Raw genomic sequence first — 19,107 nt, 5'->3', positions numbered from 1 at the left:
GTGCTTTATTTTCCGTTTTCTGAGACGACCCCTATCGGGATGGAGGCGTGCTCCGGGGCTCATTACTGGGCAAGACTGTTTCGGCAGTATGGTCATGAGCCGCGTCTGATGGCCGCTAAATTTGTATCGCCTTACCGCATGGCTGGTAAATCAGGGAAAAATGATGCAGCTGATGCTCAGGCTATCTGCGAGGCGGTTCGTCGCCCACATATGCGGTTTGTGCCGGTTAAGGATGAGAGCCAGCAGGCAATGCAGTGTCTGCATCGTACCCGACAGGGTTTTATCGAAGAGAAAACAGCAACATATAATCGTCTCCGGGGGTTGATATCTGAATTCGGCGTTATCGCCCCACAAAGTACAGATGCCCTGCGCCACATAGTTTTTGAGCAGAAGAATTCTTTACCACTTCAGGTTCAGCAATGTGTTGATGATTTGCTGGAGCACGTTGCTCGCATTGAAGATAACATCGCTGAATATGACCGAATTTTGTCCCGCATGGCCAAAACAGATCATCGCAGTCAGCGGCTGATGGAATTGAAGGGCGTTGGCCCCACAACGGCCTGTGCGCTGGTCGCCAGTATCGGTAATGCACATGATTTTAAGAATGGGCGCCAGCTGGCAGCCTGGCTGGGACTGACACCATCGCAGTACAGCAGCGGCGGAAAGTCGAAGCTTGGCAGGATAACGAAAGCTGGCGATTCGTATCTGAGAACACTTCTGGTTCAGGGTGCCCGCTCGGTACTGATCGGGGCGGAGAAAAGGACTGATTTATTCAGTCGTTGGGTCTGCTCACTGGTCGAACGCAGAGGATACTGGCGCGCTGTTGTTGCCATCGCTGCCAAAAATGCAAGACTGTGCTGGGCATCATTGCATTACGGTGATGATTTCAGGTTGTACTCAGCCAGCTAAAGTACAAAGCTGTATGACCATCTGTTCTGCAACTCGTTGATGATAAAGGGTTAGACCCCGTGAGGTATATCTGCTTATTGTACAGGGCAAGTGTACCCGACTAACGAACTAGAGCCTCACGAGCGTCTTTCATCAGGGTCCGAATCGATGACGATTCATCATGACCGTTTATAGTACCGCAGTCTCTCCCCTTTATTTTTTTACTATAGTGCAGACAGAAACCGTAAACACCGGCGTTGACATGCCGGGGAAGCCCTTATAGTACAATAATTTCCGATCTCCAAACTGACCCCTAAATAGGCTGATTCGATGTGTTTGCGGGAAAAAAATCGGCCCAGATCCGCGAAATTTTAATCAGCGAGTCAGCTTGGGAAGAAATGACCTGCTTATTCGCACCTTCCCTAAGTTCATACCAGTAAGGTGAAAATTCAACTACATGCACCATCAGTACATGGACTGCCCCTCATGGTCGCCATGAGCGTAACAATTCCGGTCCTATCAATCAGCGTGCTCCCTGATTATCTTCGGGGTTGTACGCCAGTATTTTATCAATGAGTGCTCTTCCCCTGTGAGGGAAGAGCATGTGTGTGTATGGAGTTCTGTCACCTTCTCAAAGGATTATTAATTTTTGCATAGTCAAAAGGGCTGACACTCTGTTCCCTGTTAGCATCCAGAAAATCAGCCCACCACTGCAACATCAGCTTTCGCTCATCCAGATGTTCCGCTTTATGGATATACGCCGCCCTCACCGAATTACGTTCCATATGGCTCATCTGCCGTTCTACCGCATCCTTCGACCATAGCCCTGACTCAATTAACGAACTACAGGCCATTGTGCGGAAACCGTGACCGCAAACCTCAACTTTAGTGTCATAGCCCATCACCCGCAATGCACTGTTCACGGTGTTTTCACTCATGGGTTTACGCGGATCGTGATCGCCAATAAAAATGAGTTCATGTTCACCACAGAACTGTTTTATCTGCTTCAGGATCGCCAGCGCCTGCTTTGAAAGCGGCACCAGATGAGGTGTACGCATCTTTGATCCTCGCTGAGAATGTTTCACGCCGGGAATAGGCTCTCGCTCTGGCGGAATGGTCCACATTGACGTGTCAAAATCGATCTCTGACCAGCGAGCAAAACGCAGCTCACTGGACCGAATAAAGATAAGCAAAGTGAGTTCCGTTGCCCAGCGGGTTAGCGGCCTGCCGGTATAGCCGTCTATTTTCTGGAGTAATTCAGGGATGCGCTTTAACTCCAGCGCCGGACGATGCTGCCGATTACTGGAAGCTACCGCCCCCGCCATCTCCTGCGCCGGGTTGTAATCAATTAACCCGCTTTGCACTGCATAACGCATGATGGCCGTGGTGCGCTGTTGAAGACGGGAAGCCACTTCAAGACGTCCAGATGTCTCCACGGCTTTAATGGGAATTAACAGATCGCGAGTACCCAGTTCAGCAATATTGCGAGCACCAATTGCCGGGAAGATATTGTCCTCCAGGCTCTTTTTTACGCGATTAGCATGATCTTCCGACCATTTCTGATTGGTCAAGAGCCACTCTCTGGCAACCTTCTCGAAAGTAATAATCTCTTTTGCCTGCTCTTCTTTCACAGCACGTTTATGCTCACGAGGATCGATACCAGCAGCTACCAACCTTCTGGCCTCTTCCCTTTTCTTCCTGGCATCAGCCAGCGAAACATCCGGGTAAACGCCGAACGCCATCAAATGTTGTTTACCACCAAAACGGAAACGAAATCGCCAATACTTTGAACCGTTAGGTTTTACAAGTAAGGACATGCCGTCGCCGTCAACAAGTGAATACTCTTTCTCCTCAGGTTTTGCAGAACGAACTTTAGTATCCGTTAGGGCCATAATGGTCCTCCTTCCATTGGTATCTCGTGAGTATACAAGCAATATCGAATCGGCAAATATACTCATTAGTATACTCACAAGCTTGTTGATGTGGGTTGACTCAGGTTGACTTCAGTTGAGGAGAAATGCTGGAAAAGCCTTGTATAGCGCGGATTTCAGACATAAAAAAAGACCTCAGTTGAGGTCTATTTACATACTTTTGGTGCCGAAGGCCGGACTCGAACCGGCACGTATTTCTACGGTTGATTTTGAATCAACTGCGTCTACCGATTTCGCCACTCCGGCACGGAAGGGATGCGGAAAACGTTGTGGATTATACCTGTCATGCGCCACCATGCAAGCACCAGCGTGTGCCTGACTCGCTAAGTGTTGAAAATTTCAGCATTCCCTTTCTCACCTGCAACCATCGTCACAGTTTGCCCCCTTATTAATCCCCCCTTCTGCGAAGCGTCCCGTTTCCCCATGCTCTACACTTCCAGTTCAACACCACACTGAGGGAAACACGATGTCGATGATAAAAAGCTACGCCGCAAAAGCGGCGGGCAGCGAACTCGAACTCTATGAATATGATGCAGGCGAGCTTAAGCCGGAAGATGTCGAAGTCCAGGTCGATTACTGCGGTATCTGCCATTCCGATTTGTCGATGATCGACAACGAATGGGGGTTCTCTCAGTATCCACTGGTTGCCGGGCATGAGGTGATTGGTCGCGTGGCGGCGCTCGGCAGCGCGGCGCAAGATAAAGGTCTGAAGGTTGGTCAGCGAGTCGGCATTGGCTGGACGGCGCGCAGCTGCGGGCATTGCGACGCCTGTATCAGCGGCAATCAGATTAACTGCCTGGAAGGTTCCGTTCCCACTATTCTCAATCGCGGTGGCTTTGCCGAGAAGCTGCGGGCCGACTGGCAATGGGTGATCCCGCTGCCGGAAAGCATCGATCTGGCGGCGGCGGGTCCCTTGCTGTGCGGCGGTATCACGGTGTTCAAACCGCTGCTGATGCACCATATCACCGCCACCAGCCGCGTTGGGGTGATCGGCATCGGCGGCCTGGGGCATATCGCCATTAAGCTGTTACACGCGATGGGGTGCGAAGTGACCGCGTTCAGCTCCAATCCGGCGAAAGAGCAGGAAGTGCTGGCGATGGGGGCGGATAAGGTGGTTAACAGCCGCGATCCGGATGCGCTAAAAGCGCTGGCGGGCCAGTTCGATCTCATTATTAACACGGTTAACGTCGATCTCGACTGGCAGCCTTATTTTGAAGCACTGGCCTACGGCGGTAACTTCCATACCGTCGGCGCGGTGCTGAAGCCGCTGCCGGTGCCAGCGTTCACCCTAATTGCCGGCGATCGCAGCATCTCCGGTTCGGCAACCGGTACGCCGTTCGAACTGCGCAAGCTGATGAAGTTTGCCGGGCGCAGCAAGGTGTCGCCCACCACCGAACTGTACCCAATGTCGCAAATTAACGACGCTATCCAGCACGTGCGTGACGGCAAAGCCCGCTACCGCGTGGTACTGAAAGCCGACTTCTGATGCAAGGCTCAGTCCCGCAAGGGGCTGGGCTTATTGCCCGTTACGAAACGCGAGCACCGCCTGGCGGCACTGTTCCGTCACATGCTCGATGTCATGGTTCACGTCGATGCGGGCAATATCACGTTCGTCCTCCTGCGGGCACTCCAGCGCATCGAACTGGCTTTTGAGTAATCCCACCGGCATAAAATGCCCTGCACGACGCTGCATGCGTGCCAGAATGGTCTCGTAATCGCCGTCCAGCCACAAAAAGTGCACATTCGGACTGCCCTGCCGCAATATATCGCGATACTGTTTTTTTAATGACGAGCAAACAATAAACCCGGTCTCATTCTTTTTATATAAACTGTATGAAGCGTCATTTAATCGCGCTAGCCACGGTAGTCGGTCTTCATCGGTTAATGGAATACCTTCAGACATTTTATCAATATTTTTGGCCGGATGGAGATCGTCACCATCAATGAATTTAGCCGATAATACTGCAGCAATTTTGCTGCCAATTAAAGATTTACCGCTACCCGAAACGCCCATCAAAATATAACTTTCCCCGGCCATTGAAAAAACTCCAGATTCATATTCCATGGCGCGATACTACGCCTTCCACATTGCAGAATTCACCTTTTTTCGGCGTGGCTGAGCAGATTTATAAGGCGCATCACGTTATGCGTAACATTGTAGTGTAACAATTTTCCAGCGTGATCTTTATCACAAATAATAACAATCAAAACCGTTTAAATGCTGCCGAGGTTACTACCTGACCAGTGAGGCATTTATGCAAGTCAAAACCCAATCCTGCGTTGTCGCGGGTAAGAAAACTGTTGCCATTACCGACCAAAATATTGAATGGAATAATAAAGGAACGCTGGTACAAATTACCCGAGGAGGAATTTGTGGTTCCGACTTACATTATTATCAGGAAGGAAAAGTCGGTAATTTTACCGTTAAAGCACCGATGATTTTAGGCCATGAAGTTATTGGTAAAGTGGTGCACAGCGACTCAAAAGAATTACATGAAGGTCAGTCGGTGGCTATTAATCCGTCGAAGCCCTGTGGCCACTGTAAATACTGTCTGCAGCACGAAGAAAACCAGTGCACGGAAATGCGCTTTTTTGGCAGCGCCATGTATTTTCCCCACGTTGACGGCGGCTTTACCCGATTTAAAACCGTCGATACCGCGCAGTGCATCCCCTACCCCCAGCACGCCGATGAAAAAGTCATGGCCTTTGCCGAACCGCTGGCAGTCGCAATCCACGCCGCGCATGAAGCAGGAGACCTGCAGGGCAAACGCGTGTTTATCTCCGGCGTGGGGCCTATCGGCTGCCTGATCGTCAGCGCGGTGAAAACGCTCGGCGCAGCAGAAATTGTCTGTGCTGATATCAGCCCGCGCTCGCTGTCGCTGGCCCAGCAGATGGGTGCTGACACGCTGATTAACCCGCAGCAGGACTCGCTCGATGAGTGGAAAAAAGAGAAAGGCTACTTCGACGTTAGCTTCGAAGTCTCCGGTCATCCGTCCTCAATCACCACCTGCCTGGAGGTCACCCGCGCGAAAGGCGTGATGGTGCAAGTCGGCATGGGCGGTGCGGTACCGGACTTCCCGATGATGATGCTGATCGGCAAAGAGATCGCGCTCAAAGGCTCGTTCCGCTTTACCACCGAGTTCAACACCGCGGTGTCGTGGCTGGCGAATAACGTTATCGATCCACTGCCATTACTGAGCGCCGAATATCCGTTTACCGAGCTTGAACAGGCGCTGATCTTTGCCGGGGATAAAACCCAGGCAGCGAAAGTCCAGCTCGTTTTTGCTGAAACAAAATAAGGAAGAACATAATGAACGATCTTTTTTCGCTGGATGGCAAAAATATTCTGATCACCGGTTCGGCCCAGGGTATTGGTTATTTACTGGCGACCGGGCTGGGTAGATATGGCGCGCAGATTATCGTCAATGATATTACGCCGGAGCGCGCGGAGGCTGCCGTCGCTAAACTGCAACAGGAAGGGATCCGCGCCGTTGCCGCGCCCTTCAATGTTACGCAGAAACAGGACATTGATGCCGCCATCGACCATATCGAAAAAGACATTGGCCCAATCGATGTGCTGGTGAATAACGCCGGTATTCAGCGCCGACATCCGTTTACCGAGTTCCCGGAGCAGGACTGGAACGATGTGATTGCCGTTAACCAGACGGCGGTGTTCCTGGTCTCGCAGGCGGTAACGCGTCGCATGGTGGAGCGTCAGGCCGGGAAGGTCATCAACATCTGCTCCATGCAGAGCGAACTGGGCCGCGACACCATCACGCCGTATGCCGCCTCGAAAGGCGCGGTGAAAATGCTCACCCGCGGTATGTGCGTTGAGCTGGCGCGCCACAATATCCAGGTCAACGGTATCGCACCGGGCTACTTCAAAACCGAGATGACCAAAACGCTGGTCGAGGATGAAGCCTTCACCACCTGGCTGTGCAAACGTACGCCAGCCGCGCGCTGGGGCGATCCGCAGGAGCTGATTGGCGCAGCGGTCTTCCTCTCTTCCAAAGCATCCGATTTTGTTAACGGGCACCTGTTGTTTGTCGATGGCGGCATGCTGGTCGCCGTCTGATACAACACAACGCAACATCACGCAGCGCCCAGGCGCTGCATTTTTGGCCACCCCTAAATAATTCGAGTTGCAGGACGGCGGCAAGTGAATGCACCCGATGAGCTTACTTGAGTAAGTGATTCGGGTGAGTGAGCGTAGCCAACACACCTGCAACTTGCAGTATGACGGGGATATAAGAGAAACGATTATGCCATTAATAATAATTGCGGCAGGCGTCGCGCTGCTCCTGGTCCTGATGATTGGTTTTAAAGTTAACGGCTTTATTGCTCTGGTCCTGGTGGCGGCGGTCGTCGGTTTTGCCGAAGGGATGGATGCCCAGGCCGTTTTGCACTCAATACAAAATGGGATCGGCGGGACGCTCGGCGGTCTGGCGATGATCCTTGGCTTCGGTGCAATGCTCGGTAAGCTGATTTCCGATACCGGCGCGGCTCAGCGCATCGCCACCACGCTGATTGGCACGTTTGGTAAGAAACGCGTGCAGTGGGCGCTGGTGATCACCGGTCTGGTGGTGGGTCTGGCAATGTTTTTCGAAGTCGGCTTTGTTCTGCTGCTGCCGCTGGTGTTTACGGTGGTGGCCTCTTCCGGCCTGCCGCTGCTGTATGTTGGCGTCCCGATGGTAGCTGCGTTGTCCGTGACCCACTGTTTTCTGCCGCCGCATCCGGGGCCGACCGCGATTGCCACCATTTTCGAGGCTAATCTCGGCACCACCCTGCTGTACGGCTTTATTATTACTATCCCGACGGTGATTGTTGCCGGGCCGCTGTTTTCTAAGTTGCTGACCCGCTTTGAGAAAGCGCCGCCGGAAGGGTTATTCAACCCGCATCTGTTCAGCGAAGAAGAGATGCCGTCGTTCTGGAACAGTATCTTTGCCGCAGTAATCCCGGTCATACTGATGGCGGTCGCCGCAGTGTGCGAAATCACGCTGCCGAAAACCAACAGCGTACGGGTGTTCTTTGAGTTTATCGGTAACCCTGCGGTCGCGTTGTTTATCGCTATCGTGCTCGCCATTTTTACCCTTGGTCGGCGTAACGGACGTACGATCGAGCAAATTATGGATATCATTGGCGACTCTATCGGTGCGATTGCGATGATTGTGTTTATCATCGCCGGGGGCGGCGCGTTTAAGCAGGTTCTGGTCGACAGCGGCGTCGGGCAATATATCTCGCACCTGATGACCGGCACGTCGCTTTCTCCGTTGCTGATGTGCTGGACGGTCGCTGCCTTGCTGCGTATCGCGCTCGGTTCAGCCACCGTAGCGGCGATCACCACCGCAGGCGTGGTACTGCCGATTATTAACGTCACTCACGCCGACCCGGCGCTGATGGTACTGGCTACCGGCGCGGGCAGCGTGATTGCCTCCCACGTTAACGATCCGGGATTCTGGCTGTTTAAAGGCTATTTTAATCTCAGCGTCGGGGAAACGTTGCGTACCTGGACGGTAATGGAGACGCTGATTTCCATTATGGGGCTGCTGGGGGTTCTGGCGCTGAACGCCATTCTGCATTAAGACAGTCATCACCGGGGAGCACAGATCCGCGCTCCCCGGCACTGGAGAGAAAATGAGGAACCACAGAATTTCTTTGCAAGACATCGCCACGCTGGCGGGCGTGACCAAAATGACGGTGAGCCGCTACATTCGCTCGCCAAAAAAGGTCGCAAAGGAAACCGGTGAACGCATCGCGCAGATTATGGAGGAGATTAATTACATCCCCAACCGCGCGCCCGCGATGCTGCTGAATGCGCAAAGCTATACGCTTGGCGTGCTGATCCCCTCGTTTCAAAACCAACTGTTCGCTGACATTCTGGCCGGCATTGAGTCGGTCACCTCGGATCATAACTATCAGACGCTGATCGCCAACTACAATTACGACCGGGAATCCGAGGAAGAGTCGGTGATCAACCTGCTGTCGTATAATATCGACGGCATTATCCTGTCCGAGAAATACCACACCCTGCGCACGGTTAAGTTTCTGCGTTCAGCCAACATTCCGGTGGTAGAGCTGATGGATATTCAGGGCGATCGTCTGGACATGGAAGTGGGCTTCGATAACCGTCAGGCGGCATTTGATATGGTCAGCACCATGCTGGATAAACGCCAGCGGCACAAAATCCTCTATCTCGGTTCGAAAGACGACGTCCGCGATGAACAGCGCTATCGCGGCTATTGCGATGCCATGACGCGCCGGGATCTGGTGCCGCTGCGCGTCAATCCGCGTTCTATTTCGTCCATCCATCTCGGCACCCAGATGATGCGGGACGCGCTCGCCGCGCATCCGGATTTAGACGGCGTTTTTTGCACCAACGACGATATTGCGATGGGCGCGCTGCTGCTGTGCCGCGAGCGCGATCTGGCCGTTCCGGAACAGATCTCGATTGCCGGTTTCCACGGGCTGGAAATGGGCAGGCAGATGATCCCAAGCCTCGCCAGCGTGATCACCCCGCGTTTTGACATTGGCCGCATGGCAGCGCAGATGTTGCTGAGCAAAATCAAGAACAACGACCATAACCACAACACCGTGGATTTGGGGTACCAGATTTATCACGGCAATACGCTTTAAGTCATTTTCTCCGGCCATCGCATACTCTCTTTGATGGACATTGCCTATACTCCAGGCAAGATAAATGGAGGAAATCTCAATGAGCGCACCCCTGCTAATTGCCCGCACGCCGGACACCGAACTGTTTTTACTGCCAGGCATGGCCAACCGTCACGGACTGATTACCGGCGCGACCGGGACCGGTAAAACCGTCACGCTACAGAAGCTGGCCGAATCGCTGTCTGAAATTGGCGTACCGGTATTTATGGCCGATGTGAAAGGCGACTTAACCGGCGTGGCCGAGGAAGGGCAGGCCTCTGAAAAGCTGCTCGCCCGCCTGAAAAATATCGGCATTACCGACTGGCAACCGCATGCTAATCCGGTCACGGTGTGGGATATCTTCGGCGAAAAAGGTCACCCCGTGCGGGCCACGGTATCTGACCTCGGCCCGCTGCTGCTGGCCCGTTTGTTGAACCTCAACGACGTGCAGTCCGGCGTGCTGGATATTATCTTCCGCATTGCTGATGACCAGGGCCTGCTGCTGCTCGATTTCAAAGACCTGCGAGCTATTACCCAGTACATCGGCGATAACGCCAAATCCTTCCAGAATCAGTATGGCAATATCAGCAGCGCCTCGGTCGGGGCAATCCAGCGTGGACTGCTGTCGCTGGAGCAACAGGGGGCGGCGCACTTCTTTGGCGAACCGATGCTGGACATCAAAGACTGGATGCGAACTGACGCCAGCGGCAAAGGGATGATCAACATCCTCAGCGCAGAGAAGCTCTACCAGATGCCCAAACTGTACGCCGCCAGCCTGCTGTGGATGCTCTCCGAACTGTACGAACAGCTGCCGGAAGCAGGCGATCTGGAGAAGCCAAAACTGGTGTTCTTCTTCGATGAAGCTCACCTGCTGTTCAACGACGCCCCGCAGGTACTGCTGGATAAAATCGAACAGGTGATCCGCCTGATCCGCTCGAAAGGGGTCGGCGTGTGGTTCGTCTCGCAAAACCCGTCAGATATTCCAGACAACGTGCTCGGTCAGTTGGGGAACCGCGTGCAGCACGCCCTGCGCGCGTTTACACCGAAGGATCAGAAAGCGGTGAAAACCGCCGCGCAAACCATGCGCGCCAACCCGGCATTTGATACCGAAAAAGCCATTCAGGAACTGGGAACCGGCGAGGCGCTGGTGTCGTTTCTGGACGCTAAAGGCAGCCCGTCTGTGGTTGAACGAGCAATGGTGATTGCGCCGTGCTCGCGGATGGGACCGGTGACGGATGACGAGCGTAACGGGCTGATTAATCACTCCTCGCTGTACGGTAAATATGAAGAACAGGTCGACCGCGAGTCCGCCTATGAGCGTTTACAGCAAGGCGTGCAGTCCAGCACCGAGCAGCAAAATACACCTCCCGCCAACGGTAAAGCGATCGATGTGGACGGCGGTATTCTCGGTGGATTGAAGGATATTCTGTTTGGCAGCACCGGACCACGCGGCGGCAAGCGCGATGGCGTGGTACAAAGCGTGGCGAAAAGCGCGGCGCGACAGGTCACCAATCAGATAATCCGCGGCATGTTGGGGAGTTTGATGGGCGGGAGAAAACGCTAGCAGGAAGGCGTCCCTCCCGCACAGCGGGAGGGACGAATATCAGGACTTACGCAGCATCAGCCACAGGCTTATCAGGAAGAAGCTGGCGCTTGGCAGCAACGCACCGATAATCGGCGGAATGCCGTACACCAGCGTCAGCGGGCCAAAGATTTGGTCCAGCACATAGAACACAAAGCCGAAGCTAATCCCTGTCACCACGCGCACGCCCATCGGGACGCTACGCAGCGGACCAAAGATAAACGACAGCGCCATCAGCATCATTACCGCCACAGACAGCGGCTGGAAGACTTTGCTCCACATATTGAGCTGGTAGCGTCCGGCGTCCTGGCCGCTCGACTTCAGGTACTTCACGTAGTTATGCAGACCACTAATCGAGAGCGCATCAGGATCCAACGCCACGACGCCGAGCTTGTCGGGTGTAAGGTTGGTTTTCCAGGTGCCGCTCACCGTCTGCGAGCCGGTGATTTGCTTCGGATCGGTCAGGTTGGATTCATCCACCTGCGACAAACGCCAGACCTTCTGCTCCGGGTCAAACGTCGCACTTGCTGCATAGCGGACGGACTGCAAACGGCGCTTGTCGTTAAAGGAGTAGATGCTAATTCCGCCTAACTCGGCGTCACTTTTCACCCGCTCAATGTAGACAAAGCTATCGCCATCTTTCGCCCACAAACCTTGCTGGGTAGAGAGCAGCGAGCCGCCGTACATCTGCTGCGCACGGTAGTTACGCGCCATCTGTTCGCCCTGCGGCGCCACCCATTCGCCGATGGCCATCGTCAGCAACACCAGCGGAATCGCGGTTTTCATCACCGACAACGCCACCTGCATACGGGTAAAGCCAGAAGCCTGCATGACCACCAGTTCACTGCGCTGCGCCAGCATGCCCAGCCCCAGCAAAGCACCCAGCAGCGCCGCCATCGGGAAGAAGATCTGGATATCTTTCGGCGCGCTGAGCAGGGTATACAGCCCGGCGCCCATCGCATCGTAGCTCCCCTGCCCGGCTTTTTTCAGCTGGTCGACAAACTTGATGATCCCGGAGAGCGACACCAGCATGAACAACGTCATCATGATGGTGGTGAAAATGGTTTTACCGATATAGCGGTCAAGTACACCAAAAGGCTGCATTATACCGCTCCTTTACGCATAAAACGGGCACGTAAGCGGCGCATCGGCACCGTATCCCAGAGGTTAAGCACAATCGCCAGCGCCAGATACGCCAGGTTAACCGTCCACATCCAGAACACCGGATCCAGCTTACCTTTGCCGCCATTCGACTTCAGCGATGTCTGAACCAGGAAGAACAGCAAATAAAGCAGCATTGCTGGCAGCATGGACAGTACGCGACCCTGACGCGGGTTCACCACGCTCAGCGGTACAACCATCAGCGCCATCATAAATACGGTGAATACTAACGTGATACGCCAGGTCAGCTCCGCACGGGCGCGATCGGTGTCGGTGGTCCATAGCGTACGCATGGTCATCTGGTCGGTATCGTTTGGATCCAGCGCCACGGCCTGATGACCGATAATCGCCTGATAATTCTGGAAGTCGGTAATGCGGAAATCGCGCAGCAGCGCGGTCCCTTCAAAACGCGTCCCCTGGTTCAGCGTCACGACCTGAGAGCCATCGCGCAATTGGGTAAGATGACCGGAGTCCGCTACCACCACCGAAGGACGGGCGTTACCTTTCGGGCGGATTTGCGCGAGGAACACATCGTTGAAGTTACTGCCGTCAACGCTTTCGATAAACAGCACCGAGCCGCCGTTAGTGGCCTGCTGGAATTGCCCCTGAGCAAGCGCCGCCATACCGGGGTTCGCTTTCGCCTCCGCCAGGACTTCGTCCTGATGTCTGGAGGACCACGGTCCGGCCCACATCACGTTGACCGCCGCAATAATACTGGTAAACAGCGCCAGCACCATCGCCGCTTTCACTAAGACAGCCTTGCTCAGCCCGCAGGCGTGCATGACCGTAATTTCACTTTCGGTATACAGTTTGCCCAGCGTCATCAGCAGCCCGAGGAACAGGCTTAATGGCAAGATAAGTTGCGCCATTTCTGGCACGCCCAGCCCCAGCAGCGAGAGCACCAGATTCGCCGGGATATCACCGTCAACCGCCGCACCAAGGATCCTGACTAACTTTTGACAAAAGAAGATCAAAAGCAGGATGAATAGGATCGCAAGTTGGCTTTTGAGCGTTTCCCGAACCAGATATCTTATGATTATCACTTTAAATACGCCCGTAAAAACCCGTCTTTTGCCGGAATTTAGCTTGTTTCATGGCTTAAACGTCATTTATTCTCTTGAGTCGTCGAAATCGTCGCTAAGATCATTATACTCAACGGATCCACCTCTCAGAAATTGTTCTGACGTGCCAATGCCGTAATAACGTTAAGATTAACACGAAGTCACCGCAACAGCGGGTATGAGTTACGAAAGCTTGCAATTCTATCCGTAGCCACCGCCGTTGTCTTTAAGATTCAGGAGCGTAGTGCATGGAGTTCAGTGTAAAAAGCGGTAGCCCGGAGAAACAGCGGAGTGCGTGCATCGTCGTGGGTGTCTTTGAACCACGCCGTCTCTCTCCGATTGCAGAGCAGCTCGACAAGATCAGCGACGGGTACATCAGCGCACTGCTGCGTCGTGGCGAACTGGAAGGCAAACCAGGTCAAACCCTGTTGCTGCACCATGTTCCTAACGTTCTGTCTGAGCGAATTCTCCTCATTGGTTGTGGCAAAGAGCGCGAGCTTGATGAGCGCCAGTACAAGCAGGTCATTCAGAAAACCATCAATACGCTGAATGATACTGGCTCAATGGAAGCCGTCTGCTTCCTGACTGAGCTGCACGTCAAAGGGCGCAATAACTACTGGAAAGTGCGTCAGGCCGTTGAGACGGCACAGGAAACGCTGTACAGCTTTGATCAACTGAAGACCAACAAAAGCGAGCCGCGTCGTCCGCTGCGTAAAATGGTCTTCAACGTACCGACCCGCCGGGAACTGACCAGCGGTGAGCGTGCGATCCAGCACGGTCTGGCGATCGCCGCCGGCATTAAAGCAGCAAAAGATCTCGGCAACATGCCGCCGAACATCTGTAACGCCGCCTACCTTGCCTCTCAGGCGCGCCAACTGGCAGACAGCTACAGCAAAAATGTTGTAACCCGCGTGATCGGCGAGCAGCAGATGAAAGAGCTGGGCATGCACTCTTATCTGGCCGTCGGTCACGGCTCGCAGAATGAGTCGCTGATGTCGGTCATCGAGTACAAAGGCAATCCATCCGAAGACGCGCGTCCGATCGTGCTGGTCGGTAAAGGGTTAACCTTTGACTCCGGCGGTATCTCCATCAAACCTGCCGAAGGCATGGATGAGATGAAATACGACATGTGCGGCGCGGCAGCGGTATATGGCGTGATGCGCATGGTGGCCGAGCTTCAGCTGCCAATCAATGTCGTCGGCGTGCTGGCAGGCTGCGAAAACATGCCGGGTGGCCGCGCGTATCGCCCAGGCGACGTGCTGACCACCATGTCTGGTCAGACCGTTGAAGTTCTCAATACCGATGCCGAAGGCCGTCTGGTCCTGTGCGACGTATTAACCTACGTCGAGCGCTTTGAGCCAGAAGCGGTGATTGACGTCGCAACCCTGACCGGCGCGTGCGTGATTGCGCTGGGCCATCACATCACCGGACTGATGTCGAACCACAACCCGCTGGCGCATGAGCTGATCGGTGCGTCCGAACAGGCTGGCGACCGCGCGTGGCGTTTGCCGCTGGGCGATGAATACCAGGAGCAGCTAGAGTCCAACTTTGCGGATATGGCGAACATCGGCGGACGTCCTGGCGGCGCCATTACCGCGGGCTGCTTCCTGTCACGCTTTACCCGTAAGTACAACTGGGCGCACCTCGATATCGCCGGTACCGCATGGCGTTCAGGGAAAGCCAAAGGCGCAACCGGTCGTCCGGTGGCGCTGCTGTCGCAGTTCCTGCTCAACCGTGCCGGTTTTAACGGCGAAGAGTAAGGCGGTAAGCACAAGCAATAAGACCCGTAGGCCGGATAAGCGCAACGCCATCCGGCCTACGGTTGTGCATCATGGCAACGCATTTAAATTCACCAGAAGAAGCCCCATATATGAGAAACGCAACTTTCTATCTTCTGGACAATGACACGCAACACGATGGCTTAAGCGCCGTCGAGCAGTTGGTGTGTGAAATTGCCGCAGAACGTTGGCGTGCTGGCAAGCGCGTGCTGATCGCCTGCGAAAACGAAAAGCAGGCTCTTCGACTGGATGAAGCCCTGTGGGCAAGACCGGCAGAAAGCTTTGTTCCGCATAATCTGGCAGGTGAAGGCCCCAGAGGCGGCGCACCGGTAGAAATTGCCTGGCCGGAGAAACGCAACAGCAGCCCGCGCGACCTGCTTATCAGTTTGCGCGTTGGCTTTGCAGATTTTGCCACCGCTTTCACAGAAGTGATAGACTTCGTTCCTTACGAAGATTCTTTGAAACAATCGGCACGCGATCGCTACAAAGCTTACCGCGTGGCTGGTTTTAACCTGAATACGGCAACCTGGAAATAATGGAAAAGACATACAACCCACAAGATATCGAACAGCCGCTTTACGAGCACTGGGAAAAGCAGGGCTATTTCAAACCTAACGGCGATGAAAGCAAAGAGTCCTTCTGCATCATGATCCCGCCGCCGAACGTCACCGGCAGTTTGCATATGGGTCATGCTTTCCAGCAAACCATCATGGATACCATGATCCGCTACCAGCGCATGCAGGGTAAAAACACCCTGTGGCAGGCCGGTACCGATCACGCGGGTATCGCAACCCAGATGGTGGTTGAACGTAAGATTGCCGCTGAAGAAGGTAAAACCCGCCACGACTACGGTCGCGAAGCGTTTATCGACAAAATCTGGCAGTGGAAAGCGGAATCCGGCGGCACCATCACCCGCCAGATGCGCCGTCTCGGCAACTCCGTTGACTGGGAGCGCGAGCGCTTCACCATGGACGAAGGTCTTTCCAATGCCGTGAAAGAAGTCTTCGTTCGCCTGTACAAAGAAGACCTGATTTACCGTGGCAAGCGCCTGGTGAACTGGGACCCGAAACTGCGCACCGCGATTTCCGACCTGGAAGTGGAAAACCGCGAGTCGAAAGGCTCAATGTGGCACATCCGCTATCCGCTGGCCGACGGTGCGAAAACCGCTGATGGTAAAGATTACCTGGTCGTCGCCACCACCCGTCCGGAAACTGTACTGGGCGATACCGGCGTGGCCGTCAACCCGGAAGATCCGCGTTATAAAGATCTGATTGGCAAGTTTGTTGTTCTGCCGCTGGTTAACCGCCGCATTCCCATCGTCGGCGATGAACACGCTGATATGGAAAAAGGCACCGGCTGCGTGAAGATCACCCCGGCGCACGACTTTAACGACTACGAAGTCGGGAAACGTCACGGCCTGCCGATGATCAATATTCTGACCTTTGACGGCGACATCCGTGAAACCGCGGAAGTGTACGACACCAAAGGCGAAGAGTCCGACGTTTATTCCAATGAAATCCCGGCTGAGTTCCAGAAGCTGGAGCGCTTTGCCGCGCGTAAAGCGGTGGTTGCCGCTGTTGATGCGCTGGGCCTGCTGGAAGAAATTAAACCGCACGACCTGACCGTACCTTACGGCGACCGTGGCGGCGTGGTTATTGAACCGATGCTGACCGACCAGTGGTACGTCCGTGCCGACGTGCTGGCGAAACCGGCGGTTGAAGCGGTTGAGAACGGCGACATTCAGTTCGTACCGAAGCAGTACGAAAACATGTACTTCTCCTGGATGCGCGATATTCAGGACTGGTGTATTTCCCGTCAGCTGTGGTGGGGTCACCGTATCCCGGCATGGTATGACAACGACGGCAACGTCTACGTTGGCCGTACAGAAGACGAAGTGCGTCAGGAAAACAACCTCGGTGCCGACGTTCAGCTTCGCCAGGACGAAGACGTACTCGATACTTGGTTCTCCTCCGCACTGTGGACCTTCTCTACCCTGGGCTGGCCGGAAAACACCGACGCGCTGCGTCAGTTCCACCCAACCAGCGTGATGGTTTCCGGTTTCGACATCATCTTCTTCTGGATTGCCCGCATGATCATGATGACCATGCACTTCATCAAAGATGAAAACGGCAAGCCGCAGGTGCCGTTTAAGACCGTCTACATGACCGGTCTGATCCGCGACGACGAAGGCCAGAAGATGTCCAAATCCAAGGGCAACGTCATTGACCCGCTGGATATGGTCGACGGTATCTCCTTGGCAGAACTGCTGGAGAAACGTACCGGCAACATGATGCAGCCGCAGCTGGCCGAGAAGATTGCCAAGCGTACCGAGAAGCAGTTCCCGGACGGCATCGAGCCGCACGGCACCGACGCACTGCGCTTCACCCTGGCGGCGCTGGCCTCTACCGGTCGCGACATCAACTGGGATATGAAGCGTCTGGAAGGTTACCGTAACTTCTGTAACAAGCTGTGGAACGCCAGCCGCTTCGTGCTGATGAACACCGAAGACCAGGATTGCGGCTTCAACGGCGGCGAAATGACCCTGTCGCTGGCGGATCGCTGGATCCTTGCTGAATTCAACCAGACCATCAAAGCGTACCGCGAAGCGCTGGACAACTTCCGCTTCGACATCGCCGCGGGCATTCTGTACGAATTCACCTGGAACCAGTTCTGCGACTGGTATCTGGAGCTGACCAAGCCGGTAATGAACGGCGGTTCCGAGTCTGAACTGCGCGGCACCCGCAATACGCTGGTCACCGTTCTGGAAGGTCTGCTGCGCCTGGCGCATCCGATCATCCCGTTCATCACCGAGACCATCTGGCAGCGCGTGAAGGTGATTTCCGGTATTACCGCCGACACCATCATGCTGCAGCCGTTCCCGGAATATAACGCCGCACAGGTTGATGAAGCCGCACTGGCTGATACCGAATGGCTGAAGCAGGCGATCGTTGCCGTACGTAACATCCGTGCGGAAATGAACATCGCCCCAGGTAAACCGCTCGAACTGCTGCTGCGCGGTTGCAGCGCTGATGCGATGCGCCGTGTGAACGATAACCGCAGCTTCCTGCTGAACCTGGCGCGTCTGGAAAGCATCACCGTACTGCCAGCCGATGACAAAGGTCCAGTCTCCGTGACCAAAATCATCGACGGCGCCGAGCTGCTGATCCCGATGGCTGGCCTCATCAATAAAGAAGATGAGCTGGCGCGTCTGGCGAAAGAAGTGGCGAAAATCGAAGGTGAGATTGCCCGTATCGAAGGCAAACTTTCCAACGAAGGTTTCGTTGCTCGCGCACCGGAAGCTGTTATCGCCAAAGAGCGTGAGAAGCTGGACGGTTATGCGGAAGCGAAAGCGAAGCTGATTGAGCAGCAGGCGGTCATCGCCGCGCTGTAAAGCTGTTTGTCGGATAAGCGTATCGCATCCAACACCGCAGACGATAAAAGCCTCTGACGCATATGCTCAGAGGCTTTTTGTTGAATTATCCTCGCTTGCGCTTCCCCTTACCGCAGTGGTATTAACTGCATATGTCTCACTTTTATGTCATGAGTTCGCTATGAGTGCCATTACCTCCGTCGCGGCGACGCTGCGCCGAATCACCGCAGCAGATAATGCCGCTATCGCTGCGGTGATCCGCAATGTTTCCGCTGAATACGGGCTTACTGCCGATAAGGGTTATACCGTTGCCGACCCTAATCTGGATGAACTATTCCAGGTTTACAGCCAGCCGGGCGCGGCCTACTGGGTGGTTGAGCAAAACGGTGAAGTCGTGGGCGGCGGCGGCGTTGCGCCGTTAGGATGTAGCGAACCGGACATTTGCGAACTGCAAAAGATGTACTTCCTGTCGAGCGCACGCGGTCAGGGGCTGGCGAAAAAGCTGGCGCTGATGGCCCTCGAACATGCCCGTGAGCAGGGTTTCAAACAGTGCTATCTGGAGACCACTGCGTTTCTGACCGAGGCAATCCGCCTGTATGAACATTTAGGGTTTGAGCATATCAGCGAAGCGCTGGGCTGTACCGGGCACGTGGATTGCGAAGTGCGGATGTTAAAGCCCCTCTGA

16 protein-coding genes, 1 tRNA gene and 1 pseudogene are annotated in these 19,107 nt (G+C 54.6%); 11 read left to right on the top strand and 7 right to left on the bottom strand.

Translation table 11 applies throughout. The features are described 5' to 3' along the window. On the top strand, positions 1-909 hold the full coding sequence (locus HV229_RS02905; RefSeq protein WP_249417781.1) for an IS110 family transposase: 909 nt from the start codon (positions 1-3) through the stop codon (positions 907-909). A gap of 403 nt (positions 910-1,312) precedes the next feature. Here the strand turns inward: HV229_RS02905 and HV229_RS26200 are convergent. The 3 genes and pseudogenes from HV229_RS26200 to HV229_RS02895 form a co-directional block, all read right to left on the bottom strand. After that, positions 1,313-1,465 (bottom strand): annotated as a pseudogene (locus HV229_RS26200) (tetratricopeptide repeat protein); the annotation flags it as partial. A 46-nt stretch (positions 1,466-1,511) separates the two neighbouring features. Further along, positions 1,512-2,780 (bottom strand): integrase arm-type DNA-binding domain-containing protein, encoded by a 1,269-nt coding sequence (locus tag HV229_RS02900; protein ID WP_001219050.1) that lies wholly within the window; start codon positions 2,778-2,780, stop codon positions 1,512-1,514. A 200-nt stretch (positions 2,781-2,980) separates the two neighbouring features. Further along, positions 2,981-3,065: transfer RNA gene (locus HV229_RS02895), tRNA-Leu, on the bottom strand. A 220-nt stretch (positions 3,066-3,285) separates the two neighbouring features. On the opposite strand from HV229_RS02895, the gene HV229_RS02890 reads away from it, so the two are divergent. Then, complete coding sequence (locus tag HV229_RS02890; protein WP_016155584.1) at positions 3,286-4,305, top strand: NAD(P)-dependent alcohol dehydrogenase; 1,020 nt, start codon at positions 3,286-3,288, stop codon at positions 4,303-4,305. Between the two features lie 30 nt (positions 4,306-4,335). Here the strand turns inward: HV229_RS02890 and idnK are convergent, their stop codons facing one another. Then, positions 4,336-4,857, bottom strand: coding sequence for a gluconokinase (idnK, locus tag HV229_RS02885; RefSeq protein ID WP_047358547.1), 522 nt, complete (start codon positions 4,855-4,857; stop codon positions 4,336-4,338). Positions 4,858-5,074: 217 nt separating this feature from the next. Here idnK and idnD point away from each other — a divergent pair, with 217 nt between their 5' ends. The 5 genes from idnD (at position 5,075) to HV229_RS02860 (ending at position 11,034) form a co-directional block, all read left to right on the top strand. Then, positions 5,075-6,118 carry an L-idonate 5-dehydrogenase gene (gene idnD, locus HV229_RS02880; RefSeq protein ID WP_016155582.1) on the top strand — a complete coding sequence of 348 codons (1,044 nt, stop codon included), beginning with the start codon at positions 5,075-5,077 and terminating at the stop codon, positions 6,116-6,118. A gap of 11 nt (positions 6,119-6,129) precedes the next feature. Further along, on the top strand, positions 6,130-6,894 hold the full coding sequence (gene idnO, locus HV229_RS02875; protein ID WP_181546874.1) for a gluconate 5-dehydrogenase: 765 nt from the start codon (positions 6,130-6,132) through the stop codon (positions 6,892-6,894). Positions 6,895-7,081: 187 nt separating this feature from the next. Then, a complete protein-coding gene (gene idnT, locus HV229_RS02870; RefSeq protein ID WP_181546872.1) occupies positions 7,082-8,401 on the top strand; it encodes a gnt-II system L-idonate transporter in 1,320 nt (439 codons plus the stop codon). Positions 8,402-8,453: 52 nt separating this feature from the next. Then, entirely contained in the window at positions 8,454-9,452 is a 999-nt protein-coding gene (locus HV229_RS02865; RefSeq protein ID WP_065554566.1) for a LacI family DNA-binding transcriptional regulator, read from the top strand. 79 nt (positions 9,453-9,531) lie between these two features. Continuing rightward, positions 9,532-11,034: a helicase HerA-like C-terminal domain-containing protein gene (locus HV229_RS02860; protein WP_181546870.1), complete on the top strand. Its 1,503-nt coding sequence runs from the start codon at positions 9,532-9,534 to the stop codon at positions 11,032-11,034. 39 nt (positions 11,035-11,073) lie between these two features. On the opposite strand, the gene lptG is transcribed toward HV229_RS02860, so the two are convergent. The 3 genes from lptG to HV229_RS26115 all read right to left on the bottom strand — a co-directional run bounded on the left by lptG (position 11,074) and on the right by HV229_RS26115 (position 13,369). Beyond that, entirely contained in the window at positions 11,074-12,156 is a 1,083-nt protein-coding gene (gene lptG / locus HV229_RS02855) for an LPS export ABC transporter permease LptG (protein ID WP_181546868.1), read from the bottom strand. After that, positions 12,156-13,256: an LPS export ABC transporter permease LptF gene (lptF, locus tag HV229_RS02850; RefSeq protein ID WP_016151506.1), complete on the bottom strand. Its 1,101-nt coding sequence runs from the start codon at positions 13,254-13,256 to the stop codon at positions 12,156-12,158. The genes lptG and lptF overlap by 1 nt, the downstream gene beginning before the upstream one ends. A gap of 62 nt (positions 13,257-13,318) precedes the next feature. Beyond that, positions 13,319-13,369 (bottom strand): hypothetical protein, encoded by a 51-nt coding sequence (locus HV229_RS26115; RefSeq protein WP_212723231.1) that lies wholly within the window; start codon positions 13,367-13,369, stop codon positions 13,319-13,321. 153 nt (positions 13,370-13,522) lie between these two features. Here HV229_RS26115 and pepA point away from each other — a divergent pair, with 153 nt between their 5' ends. From pepA to HV229_RS02830, 4 genes are all read left to right on the top strand, one after another. Then, the gene (pepA, locus tag HV229_RS02845) at positions 13,523-15,034 is read left to right on the top strand and encodes a leucyl aminopeptidase (RefSeq protein ID WP_003025870.1); all 1,512 of its coding nucleotides are present in this window, start codon (positions 13,523-13,525) and stop codon (positions 15,032-15,034) included. 110 nt (positions 15,035-15,144) lie between these two features. Then, positions 15,145-15,588 carry a DNA polymerase III subunit chi gene (gene holC / locus HV229_RS02840; RefSeq protein WP_016151505.1) on the top strand — a complete coding sequence of 148 codons (444 nt, stop codon included), beginning with the start codon at positions 15,145-15,147 and terminating at the stop codon, positions 15,586-15,588. After that, positions 15,588-18,443 (top strand): valine--tRNA ligase, encoded by a 2,856-nt coding sequence (locus HV229_RS02835; protein ID WP_016151504.1) that lies wholly within the window; start codon positions 15,588-15,590, stop codon positions 18,441-18,443. Before holC ends, HV229_RS02835 begins: the two co-directional genes overlap by 1 nt. Before the next feature lie 160 nt (positions 18,444-18,603). Beyond that, a complete protein-coding gene (locus HV229_RS02830) occupies positions 18,604-19,107 on the top strand; it encodes a GNAT family N-acetyltransferase (protein WP_181546727.1) in 504 nt (167 codons plus the stop codon).

It is taken from the genome of Citrobacter sp. RHBSTW-00524 (assembly GCF_013747755.1).
In the GTDB taxonomy this organism is placed as follows: Bacteria; Pseudomonadota; Gammaproteobacteria; order Enterobacterales; family Enterobacteriaceae; genus Citrobacter; species Citrobacter braakii.
Note: the sequence above shows the minus strand (reverse complement) of the source record. Positions and strands in the feature narration are given on the sequence as shown.